Origin of the sequence: Pseudomonas oryzihabitans (genome assembly GCF_006384975.1) — a bacterium.
In the GTDB taxonomy this organism is placed as follows: domain Bacteria; phylum Pseudomonadota; class Gammaproteobacteria; order Pseudomonadales; family Pseudomonadaceae; genus Chryseomonas; species Chryseomonas psychrotolerans_B.
This window is the reverse complement of the sequence record NZ_CP021645.1, coordinates 3,946,412-3,966,511: the sequence shown is the minus strand read 5'-3', so window position 1 is coordinate 3,966,511 and position 20,100 is coordinate 3,946,412. Positions and strand designations below refer to the sequence as shown.

General features: G+C 65.5%; 14 protein-coding genes. All 14 read left to right on the top strand.

Going from position 1 to position 20,100, the window contains the following annotated elements:
• Positions 1-149 precede the first annotated feature (149 nt).
• Positions 150-1,025: a glycosyltransferase family 2 protein gene (locus CCZ28_RS17795; RefSeq protein ID WP_140220135.1), complete on the top strand. Its 876-nt coding sequence runs from the start codon at positions 150-152 to the stop codon at positions 1,023-1,025.
• Positions 1,018-1,758 (top strand): WecB/TagA/CpsF family glycosyltransferase, encoded by a 741-nt coding sequence (locus CCZ28_RS17790; RefSeq protein ID WP_140220132.1) that lies wholly within the window; start codon positions 1,018-1,020, stop codon positions 1,756-1,758. Before CCZ28_RS17795 ends, CCZ28_RS17790 begins: the two co-directional genes overlap by 8 nt.
• Before the next feature lie 84 nt (positions 1,759-1,842).
• A complete protein-coding gene (locus CCZ28_RS17785) occupies positions 1,843-3,120 on the top strand; it encodes a hypothetical protein (RefSeq protein WP_140220131.1) in 1,278 nt (425 codons plus the stop codon).
• A gap of 70 nt (positions 3,121-3,190) precedes the next feature.
• On the top strand, positions 3,191-4,459 hold the full coding sequence (locus tag CCZ28_RS17780; RefSeq protein ID WP_240795177.1) for a flippase: 1,269 nt from the start codon (positions 3,191-3,193) through the stop codon (positions 4,457-4,459).
• 28 nt (positions 4,460-4,487) lie between these two features.
• On the top strand, positions 4,488-5,522 hold the full coding sequence (locus CCZ28_RS17775) for a glycoside hydrolase family 5 protein (RefSeq protein WP_140221388.1): 1,035 nt from the start codon (positions 4,488-4,490) through the stop codon (positions 5,520-5,522).
• Positions 5,523-5,808: 286 nt separating this feature from the next.
• The gene (locus CCZ28_RS17770) at positions 5,809-6,921 is read left to right on the top strand and encodes a polysaccharide biosynthesis/export family protein (protein ID WP_058760370.1); all 1,113 of its coding nucleotides are present in this window, start codon (positions 5,809-5,811) and stop codon (positions 6,919-6,921) included.
• A gap of 363 nt (positions 6,922-7,284) precedes the next feature.
• Positions 7,285-10,008, top strand: coding sequence for a bifunctional glycoside hydrolase 114/ polysaccharide deacetylase family protein (locus CCZ28_RS17765; RefSeq protein WP_140221387.1), 2,724 nt, complete (start codon positions 7,285-7,287; stop codon positions 10,006-10,008).
• On the top strand, positions 9,989-13,585 hold the full coding sequence (locus tag CCZ28_RS17760; RefSeq protein ID WP_140220129.1) for a tetratricopeptide repeat protein: 3,597 nt from the start codon (positions 9,989-9,991) through the stop codon (positions 13,583-13,585). The genes CCZ28_RS17765 and CCZ28_RS17760 overlap by 20 nt, the downstream gene beginning before the upstream one ends.
• A 22-nt stretch (positions 13,586-13,607) precedes the next feature.
• Positions 13,608-14,123: a penicillin-binding protein activator LpoB gene (locus tag CCZ28_RS17755; RefSeq protein WP_140220128.1), complete on the top strand. Its 516-nt coding sequence runs from the start codon at positions 13,608-13,610 to the stop codon at positions 14,121-14,123.
• Positions 14,123-15,496 carry a PelD GGDEF domain-containing protein gene (locus CCZ28_RS17750; protein ID WP_140220126.1) on the top strand — a complete coding sequence of 458 codons (1,374 nt, stop codon included), beginning with the start codon at positions 14,123-14,125 and terminating at the stop codon, positions 15,494-15,496. The genes CCZ28_RS17755 and CCZ28_RS17750 overlap by 1 nt, the downstream gene beginning before the upstream one ends.
• Positions 15,474-16,463, top strand: coding sequence for a HEAT repeat domain-containing protein (locus CCZ28_RS17745; RefSeq protein WP_140220124.1), 990 nt, complete (start codon positions 15,474-15,476; stop codon positions 16,461-16,463). Before CCZ28_RS17750 ends, CCZ28_RS17745 begins: the two co-directional genes overlap by 23 nt.
• Positions 16,460-17,983, top strand: coding sequence for a GT4 family glycosyltransferase PelF (gene pelF / locus CCZ28_RS17740; RefSeq protein ID WP_140220122.1), 1,524 nt, complete (start codon positions 16,460-16,462; stop codon positions 17,981-17,983). Before CCZ28_RS17745 ends, pelF begins: the two co-directional genes overlap by 4 nt.
• Position 17,984: 1 nt before the next feature.
• Complete coding sequence (pelG, locus tag CCZ28_RS17735) at positions 17,985-19,355, top strand: exopolysaccharide Pel transporter PelG (RefSeq protein ID WP_140220120.1); 1,371 nt, start codon at positions 17,985-17,987, stop codon at positions 19,353-19,355.
• 80 nt (positions 19,356-19,435) lie between these two features.
• Positions 19,436-20,047 (top strand): hypothetical protein, encoded by a 612-nt coding sequence (locus CCZ28_RS17730; RefSeq protein WP_140220118.1) that lies wholly within the window; start codon positions 19,436-19,438, stop codon positions 20,045-20,047.
• The last annotated feature ends 53 nt before the right edge of the window (positions 20,048-20,100 follow it).

Below are 20,100 nucleotides of genomic sequence, written 5' to 3'. Positions count from 1 at the left end.
GCGGCAGTATTCGTACAGACGTATCGAACGACAAGAAACTACCTCACACAGCGATTTCGAAGGGCTCGACCTAGAGCCCGGCCACGCTTGGCAGCCTTGGATCTCGACGCTGTACCGGATTGATGATTCTGAAGAATAGGAACATGCCAATGAACGTAGTCATGGTGCTCAACTACAAGGCTCCCAACGAAACCATCAGTTGCGTGGAGAGCATCCTCAAGCACTGCCCCTCCATCGATCATGCGGTGGTGGTGGACAATGATTCCCAGGATGGCTCCAGCGACGTCCTGCAGCGCTGGCAGGCCGAAAACGGCCTGAGCCAGGTCACCGTGCTCGCCAGTCCGCGTAACGATGGCTATGCCGGCGGCAACAACTACGGCATGCGCTGGGCCCTGGACAACCTGCCGGTGCAGCATTTCTGGGTCGTGAACAACGACGCCTACGTCAAGGACGATGCCTTCGCCCCATTGCTGGCCGAACTGCAGCGCGCGCCTAAGACCATCGTCGGCTCGGTGATCCTCAGCTCCCAGACCGGGCGCCTGGAATGCTACGGCGGCGGCATCCTCTATCCGCTGCTGGGCAAGTCCAAGCTGCTCGGCAAGGACATCGACGTCGCCGACATCGCCAAGCTGGAACGCGAGCCCGACTACATCATGGGCTGCAGCATGGCGTTCTGCGCCAGCCTGCTCACCGACGTCGGATTCATGGACGAGGCCTACTTCATGTACTCCGAAGAGGTGGACTGGCAGCACCAGGCCAAGCGCAAGGGCGTCGCCCTCAAGGTCTGCCGCGAGAGCCAGCTCTACCATTACGGCTCGATGAGCTCGGGTGGGCGCAGCGCCTTCTATCACTACTTCCGCAATCGCGCGGCGACCCGTTTCAACCGCAAATTCCACGGTACCCCGTTCGCCCTGGTTTCCGCGGTGCTGCTGTCCGGCATCACCGTGCTCAAGGAATTCAAGAATCCGAAACTGGCCTGGTCCGGCGTCAAGGGTGCCTTCAAGGGAGCGACGATGCATGTCTAACCTACGCACCCAGGCCTTCGGTATCGACTTCTTCACCGGTACCAAGGACCAGTTGCTGAGCGAAATCGCCCAGGACATCCACCGGCCCTACAGCTATATCGTCACGCCGAACATCGACCACGTGGTGCAGTTGCAGAGCAACCCGGACATGCGCGAGTCCTACCAGCGGGCCGGCAAGCGCATCTGCGACAGCCGGATCCTGCTGCCGATCCTCAAGTCGCTGGGCGTCGCCGTGCCCGAGGTCATCACCGGCAGCGATCTCACCCTGAGTGTCCTGCGCAAGGCCAACGACGAGCGTCTGTCCGTCGTCCTGATCGGCTCCAGCGAGAACGACGTGGGCAAGCTGCGGCGGATGTATCCGCACATGCAGCTGGCGCACTACAACCCGCCGATGGGCTTCATCAACGATCCGCTGGAAACGCAGAAATGCGTGGACTTCGTGATGCAGAACCCTTCCGAGTTCATCCTCTACGCCGTGGGTGCTCCGCGACAGGAAAAGCTGGCGCGGCAGATCGACAGCAGCAAGCGCACCGGCGTCGGCCTGTGCATCGGCGCCTCCATCCTGTTCGCCGTCGGCACGGTCAAGCGCGCTCCGCGTTGGATGCAGAAGGCCAAGCTGGAGTGGTTGCACCGCATGTGTTCGGAGCCCAAGCGCCTGGCCAAGCGTTACGTGCACGATGCCCTGAGCATCCTGCCCATCTACCTCAAGGAACGCAGCAGTCGCCGTACCTGAGGCGTTGCCGCGCAACGCCTTGGGCAACAAGGAAGATGATCACCGGGCGCCTGGGCCGGTGATCCCGTCTGGATGGGTAGGTCTATGAGCATTCTCCGTAAAAGTACCGTTTCCTTCGTTCTGTTGATCCCGTTGTTGATCCTGCACCTGGACGTGTTTGGCGAAAGCCCGCACAACCCGGTCGGCATCCTCTATCTGAACGAGCTGTACCTGGCCATCTGCATGGCCTTCACCTTTTTCTACCTGCTGACCAGCATTGGCACCCAGCAGCGCGAATTCAAGATCCTGATGACCTACGCCGTCTATTCATCGGTCGTGTTCATCGGGCTGCCGGCGATCTTTTCCTTCCTCTTCTACGGTCAGCCGCTGGTCTATGGCCTGATCGAGGAACGCCGGATCCTGTTCAGCTTCGGCTTCGCCACCCTGATGTTCCTGGGCCGCAACATGAGCGCCTCCCAGTTCGAGAAGGCGCTGTTGATCACCGCCCTGCTGGCGGCGGTCATGGCCTGGATGTTCAAGTTCGGCGTACTGCCCGACCTGCGCGACAAGCAGTCCTCCTTCGACCGCCCGGACCGTTCGTCCATCGGTGCGCCGGCGCTGTGCCTGGCCTATTTCTACTGCATCCAGACCTGGAACAAGGGCATCTCGCCGATCGACGGCTCGGCGCGCAGCAAGACCATCCATATCGTGCTGGCCATGTTCTTCCTGCTGACCCTGGTGTTCGGTACCCAGACCCGTCAGCTGATCGTGCTGGCGCTGTGCTTCACCGTGTTCTGCCTGAAGAGCAAGTCGATCGTCTGGATCTGCGTGGCCGGGCTGCTGCTGTCGCCATTCTTCATCTTCCCCGACCTGATGAAAGTACTGGGGCTGAACGTGGACTTCTATGCCCAATCGGTGCAGGACGGTCCCACCGACGGGGTGCGTGAGCAGACCATCGGCTACATCTTCTCCCACCTCAGCCAGAATCACTGGCTGCCCAGCGGCTCGCTGTCGCTGATGTGGAACAACGGCTTCATCCCCTATTTCGGCGAGTACTTCTTCCTCTCCGACGTGGGCGTGTTCGGCACCCTGTTCCGCTTCGGCTTCCTGGCCTTCATCATCATCCCGGTCTCGCTGTTCCTCTACTACCGCTGGGCGAAGATGCTGCATCCCGATACCGGCTTCGTGGTCACGGCGGTGCTGGCGCAACTGGTGATCTGGCCGCTGGCCGGCTTCTTCGAATACATCCAGGCCACCATCTGCTACCTGCTGGTCATCCAAGCCCTGCGCGCCCTGCATGACTATCGCTCTGCGCCCGTCCAGGAAACCTACGTCAGCAGACCTTACCCGCGTTCGAGCAGCCCGCTGCCGCGCCCGGCCTGATCCCTCGCGCGGCCCGGCGATCATCCCCGCGATGATCGCCGGGTGGCCCTACGGAGTTTTCACCCCAAAGATGTCGATGATCAAAAACAGCACCTGGAACATCCTGGGTGTCGTCATCCCCAGTGCCATCGCGCTACCCACCATGGGTGTGCTGTCGCGTCTGCTCGGCATCGAGCAGTTCGGCCTCTTCACCCTGGCCTTCGCCATCGTCGGTTACGCGACGCTGTTCGATGCCGGCCTGTCGCGCGCGGTGATCCGTGCCGTCGCCATGAACCATGGCGACAAGGCACTCAATCGCCTGGTCATGGGGACGGCCACCGGTGCCGTGATCGGCCTGAGCCTGCTGGCCACCCTGCTGCTCTGGTTCGGCGCGGGCAAGGTGGTGAGCCTGCTGCACGTCTCACCCGAGCATTTCGACAATGCCGTGGCCGGCTTTCGCTGGCTGAGCCTCTGCGTGCCGCCCTTCCTGCTGGCGACGGTATGGTTCGCCTATCTGGAAGGCAACGAGCGCTTCGGTGAATTCAACGTCCTGCGTACCTTCTCCAACAGCCTGCTCGCCATCGCGCCGCTGATCGCGGTGCTGATCGAGCCCAGCTTCTCCGCCACGGTGATCGGCCTGGTATTGGCCCGGGTCGTGTCGATGGCGCTGGCCTACTGGCCGCTGTACAAGGATTTCCCCGAGGGCATCCGGACCTTCAAGGTCCTGGTGTTCAAGGAGCTGCTGAAATTCGGCAGCTGGATGACGGTGAGCAACATCATCAGTCCGCTGATGGTGTATTTCGACCGCTTCGTGCTGTCGCACATGGTCGGTGCCGGGCGCGTGTCCTTCTATACCGCCCCCGCCGAAGCCGTGTCGCGGATGCTGATCATCCCCAATGCCGTGGCCCGGGTGGTCTTCCCGCTGCTGAGCAAGAGCGGCGAGGACGCTGCCCGCCAGGCCAACAAGGCCTTCTGGGGCCTGCTGCTCATCAGCCTGGCGATGGTGCTGCCGATCCTTATCCTCGCGCCCTGGATCATGACCGTGTGGATGGGTCCCGAATATGGCGGCGAGGCGGCGCAGATCCTGCGCACCCTGGTCGTCGGCTTCATCTTCAACGCCCTGGCGCAGATTCCCTTCGCCAAGATCCAGGCCCGCGGCCATTCGCGTACCACGGCGATGATCCACCTGGCCGAACTGTTGCCCTACCTGGGCCTGCTGGTGGTGTGCATCCAGCACTTCTCCATCCTGGGCGCCGCCATCGCCTGGACGATCCGGGTGACCGTGGATTACCTGGCCCTGGAGTACTTCGCCCGGCGCACTCCGCCACTGCCAACCCCCGTTTATCAACAGAGCCCTTGAACAGATAGAGGTGCCGCCCGTGTCCCGAGTGAAACGTCGTATCGGTCGTAGCCTGCTGGCTACCGCATTACTTTCCGCGGCGCTTTATGGAAATGTCCAGGCAGCGCCGGCGGCCGCCAAGGTGGACCTCATCGGCATCAACATGTCCGCTGCCGGTTTCGCCGGCCAGGTGTTGCCGGGTGTGGAAGGCACCAACTACTTCTATCCCACCGAGGATTATTTCCGCCGCTACAGCGCCAAGGGCATTCGCTTCATTCGCTTCCCCTTTCTTTGGGAGCGCGTGCAACCGCAACTCGGCGGGGAACTGGACCAGGCACAGGTCGCCCTGCTCAAGCGCACCCTCGACTTCGCCGACCAGTACGGGATGCGCGTAATCCTCGACATGCACAACTATGCGCGCTATCGCGGCCAACTGATCGGCTCCTACCAGGTGCCCTATACCAGCTACGCCGACGCCTGGAAGCGCCTGGCGACGACGTTCAAGGACCATCCGGCGCTGTACGGCTACGACGTCATGAACGAGCCCCATGACACCCAGGGCCTCTGGCCCAAGGCCGCGCAGACGGCGGTGGACAGCATCCGCACCGTCGACATGAAGACCCCGATCCTCATCGAAGGCGACAGCTGGGCCAGTGCCCAGCGCTGGCCCCAGGTGAACGGCGACCTGCTGATCAAGGATCCGGCGAACAACCTGATCTACGAGGCCCACATCTACTTCGACGCGGACTCCAGCGGCAACTACGCCACCGGCATGAAGGGTGTCCATCCCATGATCGGGGTGGAACGCACCAAGCCCTTTATCGAGTGGCTGAAAAAGCACAATTTGCGCGGTTTCATTGGCGAATATGGGATACCTGCACAGCCACAGTGGCTGGAAGCCATGGACAATCTGCTCAGCTACCTGGGCGAGCAGTGCGTGCCGAGCGCCTATTGGGCGGCAGGCCCGGGCTGGGGTGATTATCCCTTGTCCATCGAACCCAAGGGGGGGATGGAAAAGCCCCAGGTTGCGCTGTTGGAAAAACACCTGAAGAAAGATGACTGCGAAGTCATCGGGCCTCGTTAGTGGAATTACGACAGATTTCGAACGGCATCACCTTTTTGCGGCGTGGACGTCCTGAACTCGATGGCTAAGGGCCAGTCTCAGACCAGCAGACTCCAGTGCTCGTACAACTTCCCGAGGGAGTCTCCGAGTTCACCCGTACACAAGACATGCTCGCCGCATGGAACCCGGTCCGCTGCCAAGGGCCGCCACGTCTTGCGAAGGAACACCATGAACAACCGGCTCGTCGCATCTGCCTTGCGTTTTACCCCTCTTGCTCTCACTCAATCAGCAATCAAGGACGAATGACATGAAAACCAAATTTACCGCTCTGGCTTTGCTGTCTGGCATCGTCCTGCAGGGTTGTGCCTATTCCCCGGGTCAATACCTGGACCAGGACGACCTCAAGAACGATCCGAGCATCCAGGGCACCAAGGTCCAGCTGATCCCCATCACCAGCTCGCTGCTGATGAGCCAGGATTCTGCCGCCCTGTCCAAGGCGCCCGACCTCAAGCCCCTGCTGGACTACAAGCCGCAGGCTTACCGCGTCGGTGCGAGCGACCTGCTCTACATCACCGTCTGGGATCACCCCGAGCTGACCGCCCCGTCCGGCGCCCAGCAGCAACTGGAAGCCAACGGTCGCCTGGTGCGTCCGGACGGCACCCTGTTCTACCCCTACGTAGGCACCGTCAAGGCCGCCGGCAAGACCCTCGAAGAGATCCGCTCCGACATCTCCCGCCGCCTGGCCACCTTCATCGACAATCCCCAGGTCGACGTGAGCGTGCTCAAGTTCGGTAGCCAGAAGGTCACCATTTCCGGCGCCGTGAACAAAGGCGACGCCATCCCGCTGACCACCAAGCCCATCACCCTGGTGGAAGCCCTGGGCCAGGTCGGCGTGGCCAACACCGGCGGTGCCGACCTGACCGGCGTGACCCTGGTGCGCGACGGCAAGGAATACCGCCTGGATACCGACAGCCTGAACCGCAAGGATTCCAAGCTGTACGGCATCTACCTGAAGGACGGCGACAGCATCCACCTGCCCTACAACGACGCGCGCAAGGTCTACGTGGTTGGTGAAGTCCGCGCTCCGGCTGCGGTCAGCTACAAGATCACCAACCTGAACCTGATGGAAGCCCTGAGCCAAGCCGGCGGCATCCAGCAGGAGACCGCCAACGCCGATGCCGTCTACGTCATCCGCGGTCCGGAAGACCTGAAGGCACCGGGTGCCACCGCCCAGGTATTCCACCTGGCCGCCAAGAACCCCACCGCCTATGTGCTGGCGCAGAACTTCCATCTGCAGCCGCAGGACGTGGTCTTCGTCGGCCCGGCCGGTATCACCCGCTGGAACCGCTTCGTCAGCCAGTTGCTGGGCTCGACCAATATCCTCTCCACCAGCGCCAACCTGAACAGTAGCTTCAAGTAACGGCACTGCCTTGCCGTCATGCCGGTGACGACCGCGCATGGCGGCAATTACTCTGACCTTTTATCGCCCCCGCCGAAATTCCCTCCGAATCACCACATCCTTCGAAACGCCCGAAATCCGCGACCTAGAGAACTTTCCGAGCGAAGCGCTGTTTGCCTGCATACCTGTCGCGCCTTTTATTACTGCCGCTCGGCTTGGAAACGACGGTTTTTCATCACGTTTTTGCGTAATGTAGCTACCCTGATAGGGATAGTCGGGCACGCGTAAGGACTGGGTGTGGCGTCAGGTAAGGCAACGAAAGCAATCTCCACCTCAGGCTGGTGGCGCAAGCTCACCGTCTGGTTGTTTGGCTATCTTTCCTTCATGGGTACGGCGTTGGCCGCACCCGCCAGCGTGGCCTTCTGGTATGCGGAAAAACCGCCGATCGCCGAACTCGCCCAGTTCGACTGGGTGGTTCTCGAGCCGGGCCATGCCAATGCCGCCGATGTCCGCAGCCTGCGCCAGGCCGGGGCCGAGCCCTTCGCCTATCTCTCCATCGGCGAGTTCGCCGGCGATGCCGCGGCGCTGAAGCAGGCTGGCCTCAGCGCTGCGGCCAGTCCGGTCGCCAACAAGGCCTGGGGCAGTCAGGTCATGGACCTGGCCTCGCCAATCTGGCGGCGACACCTGCTCGAACGCGCCGCGGAGCTGGCCAAGGCCGGCTACACCGGCTTGTTCCTGGACACCCTGGACAGCTTTCAACTGGTCGCGGAGAACCAGCGCGAAACCCAGCGCCTGGCGCTGAAGAGCCTGCTCGCCGAGCTGCATAGCAGCCAGCCGGCGCTCAAGCTGTTCTTCAACCGCGGCTTCGAAGTGCAACCGGAGTTGCCTGGGGTCGCGGCGGCCATGGCGGTGGAGTCCATCTATGCCGGCTGGGATGCCGGCAAGAAAAGCTACCGCCCCGTCAGTGAACAGGATCGCGAGTGGCTCAAACCCCGCATCGAGGCCGCCCGCAGCACCGGTATTCCGGTGATCGCCATCGAGTACCTGCCGCCGGAGCGACGCGACGAAGCCCAGCGGCTGGTCAAGCGGCTGCGCGAAGAAGGCTACGTCCCCTACGTCACCACTCCTGATCTCAACACCCTCGGTATCAGTTCAGTGGCGTTGCAGCCGCGGCGACTGGCCCTGCTGTACGACGGTCGCGAAGGCGCCCTGCGGCAGTCGGCGGTGCATCGGTTCCTGGGTAGCGTGCTGGAGTACCAGGGTTATCGCCTGGACTATTTCGATGCTTCCAAGCCCTTGCCCGAGGCCTGGCCCAGTGCGCTCTACGCCGGTGTAGTGGTCTGGATGACCAGCGGACCGCCGCCCAACGCGCGCAGCTTCAGCGACTGGCTCGACCAGCGCCTGGACGAGAACACACCCCTGTTGATCCTCGGTGGCCTGCCGCTGGATAACCAGGCCCTGCTCAAGCGGCTGGGCCTCAGCATCAGCCGCAAGCCGCTGCCGGAGAAGCTGACCTTAAAGGTGCTCGACCCGAGCCTGACCGGCAACTTCGAGGCACCGGCCAAGCTGCGCACGCGCGGCCTGCCAGCCGTGCAGGTCCTCCCGGACGGCCCGACGCCGGTGGTGTCCCTCTCCAGCCAAGGCGAGAGCTACGTGCCGGTCGGCGTAGCCAGCTGGGGTGGTTTTGCCTTCAGTCCGCACCTGATGGAAGAGGGTCCCGAAGCCAATCGCTGGATCATCGACCCCTTCGCCTTCACCGCCAAGACCCTGCGCCTGCCGCCCCTGCCCGTGCCCGATCCCACCACCGAAAACGGGCGGCGGATCGCCACGGTGCATATCGATGGCGACGCCTTCGTATCCAAGGCCGAGGTGCCCGGCGCGCCCTACGCCGGCCAGATGGTGCTGGAGCACTTCATCCAGCCCAACCCCTTCCTGACCTCGGTCTCGATCATCGAAGGCGAGGTCGGGCCCAAGGGCCGCTATCCAGAATTGACCGCGCAGCTCGAACCCATCGCCCGCCGGCTGTTCGCCGATCCCAAGGTGGAAGTGGCGACCCATACCTTCAGCCATCCTTTCTTCTGGCAGCCGGCGGTCTCCGAGCAGAGCGAGAACTTCGAAGCCCAATACGGCTACATGATGCAGATCCCCGGCTACGACAAGGTGGACTACACCCGGGAGGTCGTGGGTTCGACGCGTTACATCAACGAACGCCTGACCACTCCGCAGAAGCCGGTGAAGCTGATCTTCTGGTCCGGTGATGCCCAGCCGGACGCCGCCACGCTCAAGCTCGCCTACGACAACAATCTGCTGAACGTGAACGGCGGCAACTCGCACATCACCCGCTCGCAGCCTTCGGTGAGCGGTCTCTATCCCTTCATCCGCCCCACGCCCGGTGGGCTGCAGTTCTATGCGCCCATCATCAACGAGAACGTCTACACCAATCTCTGGCGCGGCCCTTATTACGGTTTCCGCGACCTGCTCTACACCTTCGACCGCACCGAAAATCCCCGGCGGCTGCGCGGCCTGAATCTCTACTATCACTTCTATTCCGCCACCAAGCAGGCCTCGCTGAAGGTGATGGACGAGATCTACCGCAGCATGGCCGCCGAGCGACCGCTGTCGTTGTGGATGAGCGACTACATCAAGCGGCTGCATGGTTTCTACACCGCCAGTCTCGCCCGGCATGACGACGGCAGTTGGTCGATCAAGGCGCTCGACGGCCTGCGGACCCTACGACTGGACCCGCGCCTGGGCTGGCCAGACCTGCAGCGTTCCCAGGGCGTCGCCGGTGTCCGCGACCTGCCGCAGGGCCGCTATGTGCATCTGTCCGACGATCAGGCACTGCTGGTCCTGCGCGACAGCCGCGACAACTCGCCGGCCCTCGAAGAGGCCAACATCCCGCTGCAACGCTGGGAATACCTCTCGCCGACGCGGATCCGCTTCGCCTTCGCCGGTCAGTTCCCGCTGGAGATGACCGTGCGGGCGGCCGCGGCCTGCGAGGTCCGGGTCGGTCGTGACCGCTACAAGGGTCAGCCGGGACAGGCTGGACTCTGGACGTTCAAACTTCCGCTAACACGAGTGAGTGACGGTGAGATCGTCTGCGGTTAAGAAAACCCGGCTGCTGAGTGGCTGGACACTGCTGGGGGTCACGCTCCTCACCGCCCTGGTGTTGGTGCTGACCTTTCATGGCAAGGACGTGTTCATGCCGGGCGAGGAGCCGGCGGACCAGGTGTCCATCAGCTATGCCCAGGTGTTGCTCAAGGCGACGCCGGAAGACACCGAGCTGCGCATGAAGCTGATCGATCAGTTGATCGCCCTGGGCCGGCTCGAAGAAGCACAGCATCAACTCGAGCTGCTGCCGCGCCCACTGGCGTCGACGCCCTTCTATGCCGTGGAACTGGACATCCTGCAGGCGGAGTCCCGTCCGCAGGGCCTCACCGACGCTGATCGCGACCGCCTGGCCCAGCGACTGGGCACCCTGGATATCCAGACCCTGAGCATTCCCCGGTTGCAACGGTTGGCCGAGCGCGCTCTGCAGTTGGCCGCGCCGGGCACAGCGGCACGCTATTACCTCGAGCTGGCGCAGCGCGATACCCCGCGCCAGCGGCAATGGCTGGAACAGGCAGCACGCTGGAGTCTCGCCAGCGGTCAGCAACGGGAGGCGGCACGGCTCTATCTGAGCTTGGCCAGCCTCGCCACTACCGCCGAGCAACGTCAGGGCTATCGGCACCAGGCGTTCGATGCCTGGCTGGCGGCCGGCCAGGGCGCAGAGGCCGCGGCGCTGCTGGAGCAGGAGCTGCCCCGATTGCAACCCGATGCCGCGGGGCTGGCCTGGCTCAAGGCCGGCGTCGCCGCAGCCCAGGGCAGTGGACGCCTGGATCTGGCACAACGGATCATCGAGCGCTGGCGGCAATGGGAGCCGGACAATCCCGCCGCCCTGGAGGCCGCCTTCCGCCTGGCCCTGGCCAGTGGCGATACGCAGAGCGCCTGGACAGACGGTCAGCAGTTGTTGGCCCTGCGACCGGAGGATGACGAGCTGCTGGCCCAGCTGGCGCAACTGGGCGAATGGAACGGCCATGTGGACGAGGCGCTCGACCTCTGGCTGCGGCTGCTCGCCCGGCAAGACGATCCCGCCCGGCGTGATCACGCCTGGAAGCTGGCCGCCCGCGCCTTCCGCTTCGACGCGGTGGTGGAACTGCTGGGCGGCGCCTCCCAGACCCGCCAGTTGGACAAGACCGAGCTGGATTCACTGATCTTCGCCTATGAATCCCTCGGCGACCCCGTGGCGGAAGAGCAATGGCTGCGCGGCTACATCAAGCGCCAGCCCAAGCAGCGCCTGGCCTGGGAACGCCTGCAACAGTTGCTGAGCCGTACCGAACAGGACGAAGCCGCCGCCGCGCAGTGGGCCGTCTTCGGCCAGCGCTTCCCCTTGAGCACCGAGGAATACCTGACCTGGGCCCAGAACCTGCTGCAGCTCTTCAAGCCGGAGGAAGCCTGGGCAGTGCTGGAACGCATGCCTGCCAAACAGCGGCAAGGCGACGACTATTGGCGGCTGCGCGCCGATCTGGCCTGGGAGTTGGAGCGCGATACCGAGGCCCAGCAGGCGCTCGAACGCCTGGCGGCGAGCAGCAAGGGGCTGACCAGAACCGACGAGGAACGGCTGCTGGAGCTCTATCAGCGGACCGCACCGCAGAAGGCGCTCGTCCTGCTGGAAAAAAGCTGGGAGAAAGGCAAGGACCAGAATCGTCTGACCCAGGCGCTGCAATGGGCCGAGCAACTCAAGGACAGCGTGGCCCTGGAGCGGCTGCTGGCCAGCGCCGCCCGCGTGCCAGCTTCCGCCGACAACCCCGCGGTGTGGCTGGCGCGAGCGGGCCTCGACTTCCAGCGTGGTCGCGTCAGCCAGGCCGAAACCGGCTATCGGCAGGCCCTGGAGCGCTTCCCGGACGACGACAGATTCCGCGAACGCCTGCTGTGGCTGCTCATCGACCAGAATCGCCAGGTCGAGCTGGCTACCCTGTTGCGCGACTGGCAAGGCCGCGCCCGTGACAGCGACGTACTCTGGCTGCCCTTCGGCAGTGGCCTGGTGCTGCTGGGTCAAGCCGAGGAAGGTCTCGTCTGGTATCGCCGTTATCTCGCTGCCCATCCCCAGGACTGGCTGGTGCAGGCGGCCTACGCCGATGCCCTCGACGCTGCCGGGCACCAGGATGCGGCCCTGCGCCTGCGTAAGGCGGTAACCCCGCATCTGGCCGGTGACGAGCTACCGGCGACCCCCGAGCGTTACGCCACCTACCTGCGGCTGCTGACCAGCCTGCGCGGGCCCCAGGCGGCACTGGCCCAGGCCCGTGCCTGGCAGGATGGCTCGCCGAGCATGCTGCAACTCTGGTTCGACCAGTGGCTGGATGCCCTCAGCCAGAACAATGACGACGGCCTCAAGGGCGAGTGGCTGGCCTGGGCCAAGAGCCGCGGCCTGAAGGTCCGCCAGTACGAGCAGTTGCAGGAAGTGCTGCGCCGGCAGAATCGCGGCGAGCTGGAGAAGGTGCTGGCGGCGGGCGACCTGGACCCGGCGCAGCGCGTCGAGGTGCTGCAGCGCCTCGGCCAGGCCGGCGACGCCCAGGCGGCGGCCCTGACGGCAGCCGGCGATGAGCCACCGGAGGTCATCCAGCGACAGTTGCTGCGCCAGGCCACCGAGCAGGCCGAGCGCACGCCCAACGGCGTCCAGGCCGGTTGGGAAAGACGCGACTATGGCGGCCTGGTCGAGCAGGGTACGGAAGTCCGCGCGGCTCGCCGTCTCGCCGACGACGTCTATGCCGATGTCCAGCTCAAGCAGGACCGGGTGACGAGCAGCGGTCTGCAATCCGATGCCCTGGGCAACGAACACCAGATGCTGCTCAAGGTGCTCAAGAACCTGGCCGACGGCGGCCTGGAGACCACCGTGGATGCCAGCCAGCGCAGCGACAGCCATCGTATCGGCCTGGGCGTCGCCCGGACCTGGCGGCTGGACAGCAACACCGAGATCGAGGCAGCGCTGGACTGGCATCGGCAACCGGACGAGAGCGGCTATCTGCGTGCCCTCGGTCGCCGCGACAGCGTCAGTCTGGCGGGCCGTCACAACCTGACCCCGCGGGACCAGTTGAGCTGGCGGGCGTCGCACAACCGCTATTCGAGTCGCGATGGCGATGCCCTGGGCAGCGGCTTCGCCTTCAACCTGGAGCTGAGCCACCTGCTCTTCTTCGAAGGCCCCACCTGGCAGGTGCGCAGCGGCGTGACCTACCAGCAGAACAAGGCACGCAGCACCCTGCCCGACAGCGTGACCCGTTACCTGCAACCCCTGGTCGGCAGCGGCGAGAACGGCGAGATCACCGCCGCGGATCTGGAGGCGTTGCGCGGGACCCAACTGTTGCAGGATCGCTATGGCCAGCTCTATGTCGGCAGCAGCTGGCGGCGCGGCATTCCCGGTTCGCTCAACCGCACCCATCCCCAGTACACCTGGCTGGTGGACACCCTGGTCGGCTGGCAGTGGACCGAACGCGAATTCAACTACGGTTTGAATGTCGGCCTGGGCATGGCAGTGCTCGGCGACGACGAACTGGCGTTCACCGCCGGCTACCAGTCCGCGCCCCAGGGCAGCGGCGGCCAGGCCGGCAGCACCCTGGGCATTCAATACAGCAACAGAATCGGTCGCTAGGCCGCTTCAAGGGAGAGAGTTCATGAAGATCACGCGTTTGCTCGCCGCCAGTGTCGCCACCCTGCTCCTGGTCGGCTGCTCGAGCTTTACCCGCCCCAGCGGCGAGACCCTGCCCAAGGATGCCCGCTGGGGTCTGGTGCCCCTGGCCAACTATGCCCAGGCGCCCATGGCCGGCGATCGCGCGGCGCAGATCCTGGTCAGCGTGCTCGGCGAGCGCGGTGTCCACCCCCAGGTCTATGACGACAGCCAGGCCGGCAGTCCCACCGACGACGAGAAGGCCCGGCAGCGCGCGGCCCTGGACTGGGCGCGTCAGCAGAATCTGCAATACGTGCTCACCGGCAGCGTCGACGAGTGGCAATACAAGAATGGCCTGGACGGCGAGCCGGCGGTGGGCGTGACCCTGCAGGTGCTGGATCCCGCCAGCGGCAAGGTGCTGTGGAGCAATAGCGGGGCACGTTCCGGCTGGTCGCGCGAGAGCCTGGCGGCCACCGCGCAGAAGGTCCTGCGCGGCACCTTCGACGAGCTGCGGCTGAACTGATGGCCCTGCAATCCGTCCACAAGGACTTCACCCTGGCGCCCCGCGCCAGTGGCCGCCTGTCCTGGCTGGAGACCCTGCTGGTCACGGCGGCTGCCCTGGGCCTGGGCTTCTGGCTGGTGCCCGACGATCCACTGATGGTGGGGCTGGCCTTTCCCTGGGTGGTGTTCGCGCCCATCCTCATGGGAGTCCGCTATGGCTTCATGCGCGGGCTGGTGAGTGCCAGCCTGCTGGTGGCGGCACTGCTCTATCTGCACTATCAGGGCTATCCGGCCTACGCGGAGATTCCGCCGTCCTTCATCGTCGGCGTGCTGCTCAGCGCCATGCTGGTGGGCGAATTCCGCGATCTCTGGGATCGTCGCCTGGAGCGCCTGGACCTGGCCAACGACTATCGCCAGCTGCGTCTGGACGAATTCACCCGCGCGCACCACCTGCTGCGGATCTCCCACGACCGCCTGGAGCAGCGCGTCGCCGGCAATGACCTGAGCCTGCGCAGTTCGCTGTTGGACCTGCGCCGGCAACTGCGCGAAGTGCCCCGCGAACAGGATGCGCTGCAAGCCCTGGCCGAGCCCATCGTCGGACTGCTGACGCAGTACGGCTCGCTGCGGGTGGCGGGACTGTACCGGGTACTGGCGGACGGCCAGGTGGATCGTCGCGCCCTGGCCAGCCAGGGCGAGATGCCCGGCATCGATCCCGACGACCTGCTGGTGCGCCTGACCCTCGAACGCGGCGAGACCCTGAGCATCCGCCAGGCCCTGCTGGAACGCGGCGAGACCCAGCATTCGGCGCTACAGGCCTGCGTACCCCTGCTGGACACCGAGGAGCGCCTGCTGGCGGTGCTGGCCATCGAGCAGATGCCGTTCTTCTCCTTCAACGAGCGCACCCTCAACCTGCTGACCATCCTCGCCGGCCACATCGCCGACCTGCTGGGCAGCGATCCCCAGGCGCTGGCCCTGGCCGACGACGACGCCCAGCAATTCTCCCAGCACCTCAAACGCTCGCTGCGCGACGCCCAGCAGCACGCCCTGCCGGCCTGCCTGTTCTGCTTCGAGATGACCGAGGCCGACGGCGGCGAACGCGCCCTGGCGCTACTGGAAGGCAGCCGCCGCGGTCTCGACCTGCAACTGCGCCTGACCAATGGGGCCGGCCATCCCTGTCTGCTGGTCTTGCTGCCGCTGACCTCCTCCGACGGCCTGGAGGGCTATCGCCGTCGCCTGCGCCAGCTGCTGGCCGAGCGCTACGGCCAAGACAGCACCCTGGAGAGCCTGGGCGTGCGCAGCCACGAGCACGAGCTGCTACCCAAGACCCGCGCCCAGGAACTGCGCGTCTTCCTATTCAACGAGTGTGGCCTGCATGAACAGCAAGTGGCTGTTTAGCGGCGCCTTCGCCTTCGAGGCCAGCAGCTGGGCGCTGCTGTTCGCCAACCTGCCGGTGGCGGCCGCCGCCCTGGCCTTCGCCACCGCCCACGCCGCCGGCAGCGCCCTGCTGGCCGGCGGTGCCTGGCTGCTGCTGCCCCGGCGCTACCAGCGACCGCTGCCCTGGAGTCCGCTGTTCCTCTTCGCCCTGGCCTTCTTCATTCCCCTGGTGGGCGCGGCCGGGGTGATCGCCGCGGTCTTCCCGGCGCTCTACCTGCCGCGCAAGAGACGCGAGATCGCCTGGGAGGCGCGCAGCGTGCCCAACCTGCCGTTCCGTCCGCTGGAGCGCCGCGAAGAGATGCTGTTCAGCGACGGCGGCCTGCAGGACGTGCTGCGCCACGCGCCCAGTACCGACAAGCGATTGACCGCCCTGTTCGCCACCCGGCGCATGCCGGGGCGCGACGCCATCCCCATCCTCAAGCTGGCCCTGCGCGATCCAGCCGACGACGTGCGACTGCTCGCCTATTCGATGCTCGACCAGCAGGAAAGCCAGATCAACCAGCGCATCGAGACCCAACTCGGCGAGCTGGCCAGCACCCCGGCCGACCGCCAGGCGGCGCTGCACGGCACCCTGGCCCGTGGCTACTGGGAGCTGGCCTACCTGGGCCTGGCCCAGGGTAGCGTCCTGCGCCACGTGCTCGGGCAGGCCCGCGAGCACATCGAGCTGGCGCTGGCCGGCGAGGAGAACGAAGAGCTGCGCATCCTGGCCGGGCGTATCGCCCTGGAGCAGGGCGAGCCCGAGCGGGCCCTGGAGTTCTTCCAGGCGGCCGAGGCGGCCGGCGTGCCACCGGCCCAGCTGGCGCCCTTCCGCGCCGAGATCGCCTTCCTGCGCCGCGATTACACGGTCATCCCGGCGCTGCTCGACAGCCTGCCGGCGGATCTGAAAAAGCGGCCGCCGTTCGCCGCCCTGGTGAAGTACTGGTTATGAAAGACGCCCCTGCCGCCACCGTCACGCCCGATGTCTGCCTGCTGCTGGAGGGCACCTGGCCCTATGTGCGTGGTGGGGTGTCGAGCTGGGTCAACCAGCTGATCCTCGGCTTGCCCGAGCTGACCTTCTCGGTGTTCTTCATCGGCGGCCAGCGCGAGAACTACGAGAAGCGCCACTACGCCATCCCGCCCAACGTGGTGCATATCGAGGAACACTTCCTCGCCGGCTCCTGGGTGCCCAAGGCCGTGCCCATCAGCCCGCGACGGCAGGCGCCGGTGCAGTTGCTGCGCGACCTGCATGCCTTCCTGCACCACCCCGACGAACCCAGTGCCGCCCAGGGCGACGCCCTGGTGGACGCCTTCGCCCAGGGCAGCGTAACCCTGGACGACTTCATGTACAGCCGCGCCAGTTGGGAGGCCATCACCGAAGGCTACGAGCGCTATTGCACCGACCCCTCCTTCGTCGACTACCTCTGGACCCTGCGCGCCATGCAGGCGCCCTTGCTGATGCTGGCCGAGGCCGCGCGCCGCCTGCCCAGGCCGCGGATGATCCACTCCATCTCCACCGGCTACGCCGGCATGCTCGGCGCCGTCCTGCAGCGGCGCTGGGGCTGTAATTTCCTACTCAGCGAGCACGGCATCTATACCAAGGAACGCAAGATCGACCTGGCCCAGGCCAAGTGGATCGCCGAAGGCCCCGACGAGGCCCTGCGCACCGGCCTGGACGTGGACGTCAGCTACATCCGCCGGCTATGGATCCGCTTCTTCGAGCGCATCGGCCTGCTCACCTACAAGGCCGCCAACCCGATCATCTCGCTCTACGACGGCAACCGTCGCCGGCAGATCCAGGACGGCGCCGATCCGACGCGCTGCCGGGTGATCCCCAACGGCATCAGCCTCACCCAGTGGCAGGACGCCCTGGAGCGGCGTCCCGAGGGCGTGCCGCCGGTGGTCGGGCTACTCGGCCGGGTGGTGCCGATCAAGGACGTGAAGACCTTCATCCGCGCCATGCGCGGGGTGATCAGTGCCATGCCCGAGGCCGAGGCCTGGGTGGTCGGCCCCGAGGACGAAGACGAGGAATACGCCGCCGAATGCCACAGCCTGGTCACCAGCCTGGGCCTGGAGGGCAAGGTGAAATTCCTCGGTTTCCAGAAGATCGGCGACATCCTGCCCAAGCTCGGGCTGATGGTGCTGACCTCCATCAGCGAGGCCCAGCCGCTGGTGATCCTCGAAGGCTGGGCCGCCGGGGTGCCGGTGGTGAGCAGCGACGTGGGCTCCTGCCGCGAACTCATCGAGGGCTCCACGCCCGAGGATCGCGCCCTGGGCACCGGCGGCAGCGTGGTCGCCATCGCCGATCCCCAGGCCACCGCCCGCGCCATCCTCGCCCTGCTGCGCAACCCTGGCCGCTGGCAGGCCGCGCAGCGCACTGGCCTCGCCCGGGTCAATCGCTACTACACCGAGCCGCTGATGCTGGAACGCTATCGCGAGCTCTACCAGGACGCCATCGGGAGGGTCGTCTGACATGGCCGGCATTGGTTTCGAACTGCGCAAGATCCTCGCTCGCGACTCCTACACCGCCACCCTGCGCGCCTATGTCTACGCCGGCCTGATCAGTTCCGGTCCCTGGGTACTGTCGATCATCAGCGTCATGCTGATCGGCGTGCTGGCCACCGGCATCGTCACCCCCAGCGTGCTGATCCGCCAGTTCCTGGTCACGGTGACCTACCTCATGGCCAGCTCGCTGATCCTCACCGGCGGCCTGCAGCTGTACTTCACCCGCTTCGTCTCGGACCGGCTGTTCGAGGAAAAACAGGCCAGCATCCTGCCCAACCTGGTGGGCATCCTGCTCCTGGTCACCCTGGTGGCCGGGGCCCTGGGCCTGGTGCTGCTGGCGACCCTGTTCAGCCAGCCATTCGCCTATCGCCTGCTGGTGCTGGCCAACTTCGTCACCCTCTGCGACCTCTGGCTGGTGATCATCTTTCTGTCGGGGATGAAGGCCTACAACCGCATCCTGGTGGTGATGACCCTGGGTTACAGCATCATGATCGCCGCGGCCTTCGTGCTGCGCTTCCTCGGCATGAACGGCCTGCTGATGGCCTTGCTGCTGGGCCACGCCGCCCTGCTGTTCATCTTTCTCTACGACATCATCCGTGAGTACCCGGCCGAGCGCCTGGTGGCCTTCGACTTCCTCGACCGCAAGCAGATCTTCATCAGCCTGCTGGTGACCGGCTTCTTCTACAACCTGGGCATCTGGGTCGACAAATTCATCTTCTGGTTCGACCCCCTGACCTCCGACGCCGTCATCGGCCCGCTGCGCGCCTCCATCCTCTACGACCTGCCGATCTTTCTCGCCTACCTCGCCATCATCCCCGGCATGGCGGTGTTCCTGGTGCGCATCGAGACCGACTTCGCCGAGTGGTACGAACGGGTGTTCAACGCCGTGCGCGGCGGCGAGACGCTGCAGCACATCAGCCAGCTCAAGGAACAGATGATCCTGGCCATCCGCCAGGGCCTGCTGGAGATCTGCAAGGTGCAGGGCCTGACCCTGGTGCTGGTGTTCCTGCTGGCACCGCAGCTCTTGGCCTGGCTGGGCATGTCGCACTACTACCTGCCGCTGTTCTACATCGACGTGGTGGGGGTGAGCATCCAGGTGGTGTTCATGGCCCTGCTCAACGTCTTCTTCTACCTGGACCGGCGCGACACGGTACTGATGCTCTGCACCCTGTTTCTCGGCCTCAACCTGGCGCTGACCCTGCTCAGCATCGAGCTGGGTCCGAGCTTCTTCGGCTACGGCTTCACCGTCTCCCTGGCCTGTTGCGTGCTGCTCGGCCTGCACCGGCTGGACCGGGTACTGGACGACCTGGAGTACGACACCTTCATGCTCCGCCACTGACGGTAGCCGACACCGGACGAACGGTGTGACCCGGCTCAAGCACGGGCGTCCAAAGCAGCTCACCCCTGCAGGACCCTGCCATGAATACCGCCGCCTTGCGCCTCGTGATCCAGACTACCCAGGTGCGGGCCCGGGACAGTGGCGAGGCCAGCCGCACCTATGCCGATCAGGCGGCGCGCAACGCCAGCGACGGCGCCAGCCGTGGCCCGGCGCTGGAACGCTTCGCCAGCGCCTATGTCGAGCGCGTGCCCGATGCGCTGGATGCCCTGCTGCACCAGGCACGGGCCGTGGCCTTCGAAGCGCCCCTGGCGCTCGTGCTGGAACGGGCCCTGGCCGGCTTCGCGCCCGCCGCGCTGGCCCAGGCGCCCTCGGCCAGCCTGGCGCTGCTCGCCGCGGCCTATCGCTTCCATCGCCTGCTCGAAGGCCTGCATGACCGCCTGGCCGCCTGGTGGGGCGCGGCCTGTGCGCCGGCGGCGCCCAGCCTGGGCAATCTCATCGCCCACCAGGTGCTGGGCCAACTCACCGTCGCGGCGCTGGAGGATGCGGTGGATGGTTGGCTCGACGATCTGGACGCCAGCGTCGAGCCCCGGCTGACGCGCCAGTGCTTCCAGCCGCGGCAGCGGCGTGGCGCCCCGGCGTGCGTGCCAAGCGCCCTGACTCGCAGCCGCCAGCGGCAACGCAGCGTTCGATAAAACGCACGTTTCGGCGCTTTCGACGGCCGAGTGTCAAATATATTGATAACCCT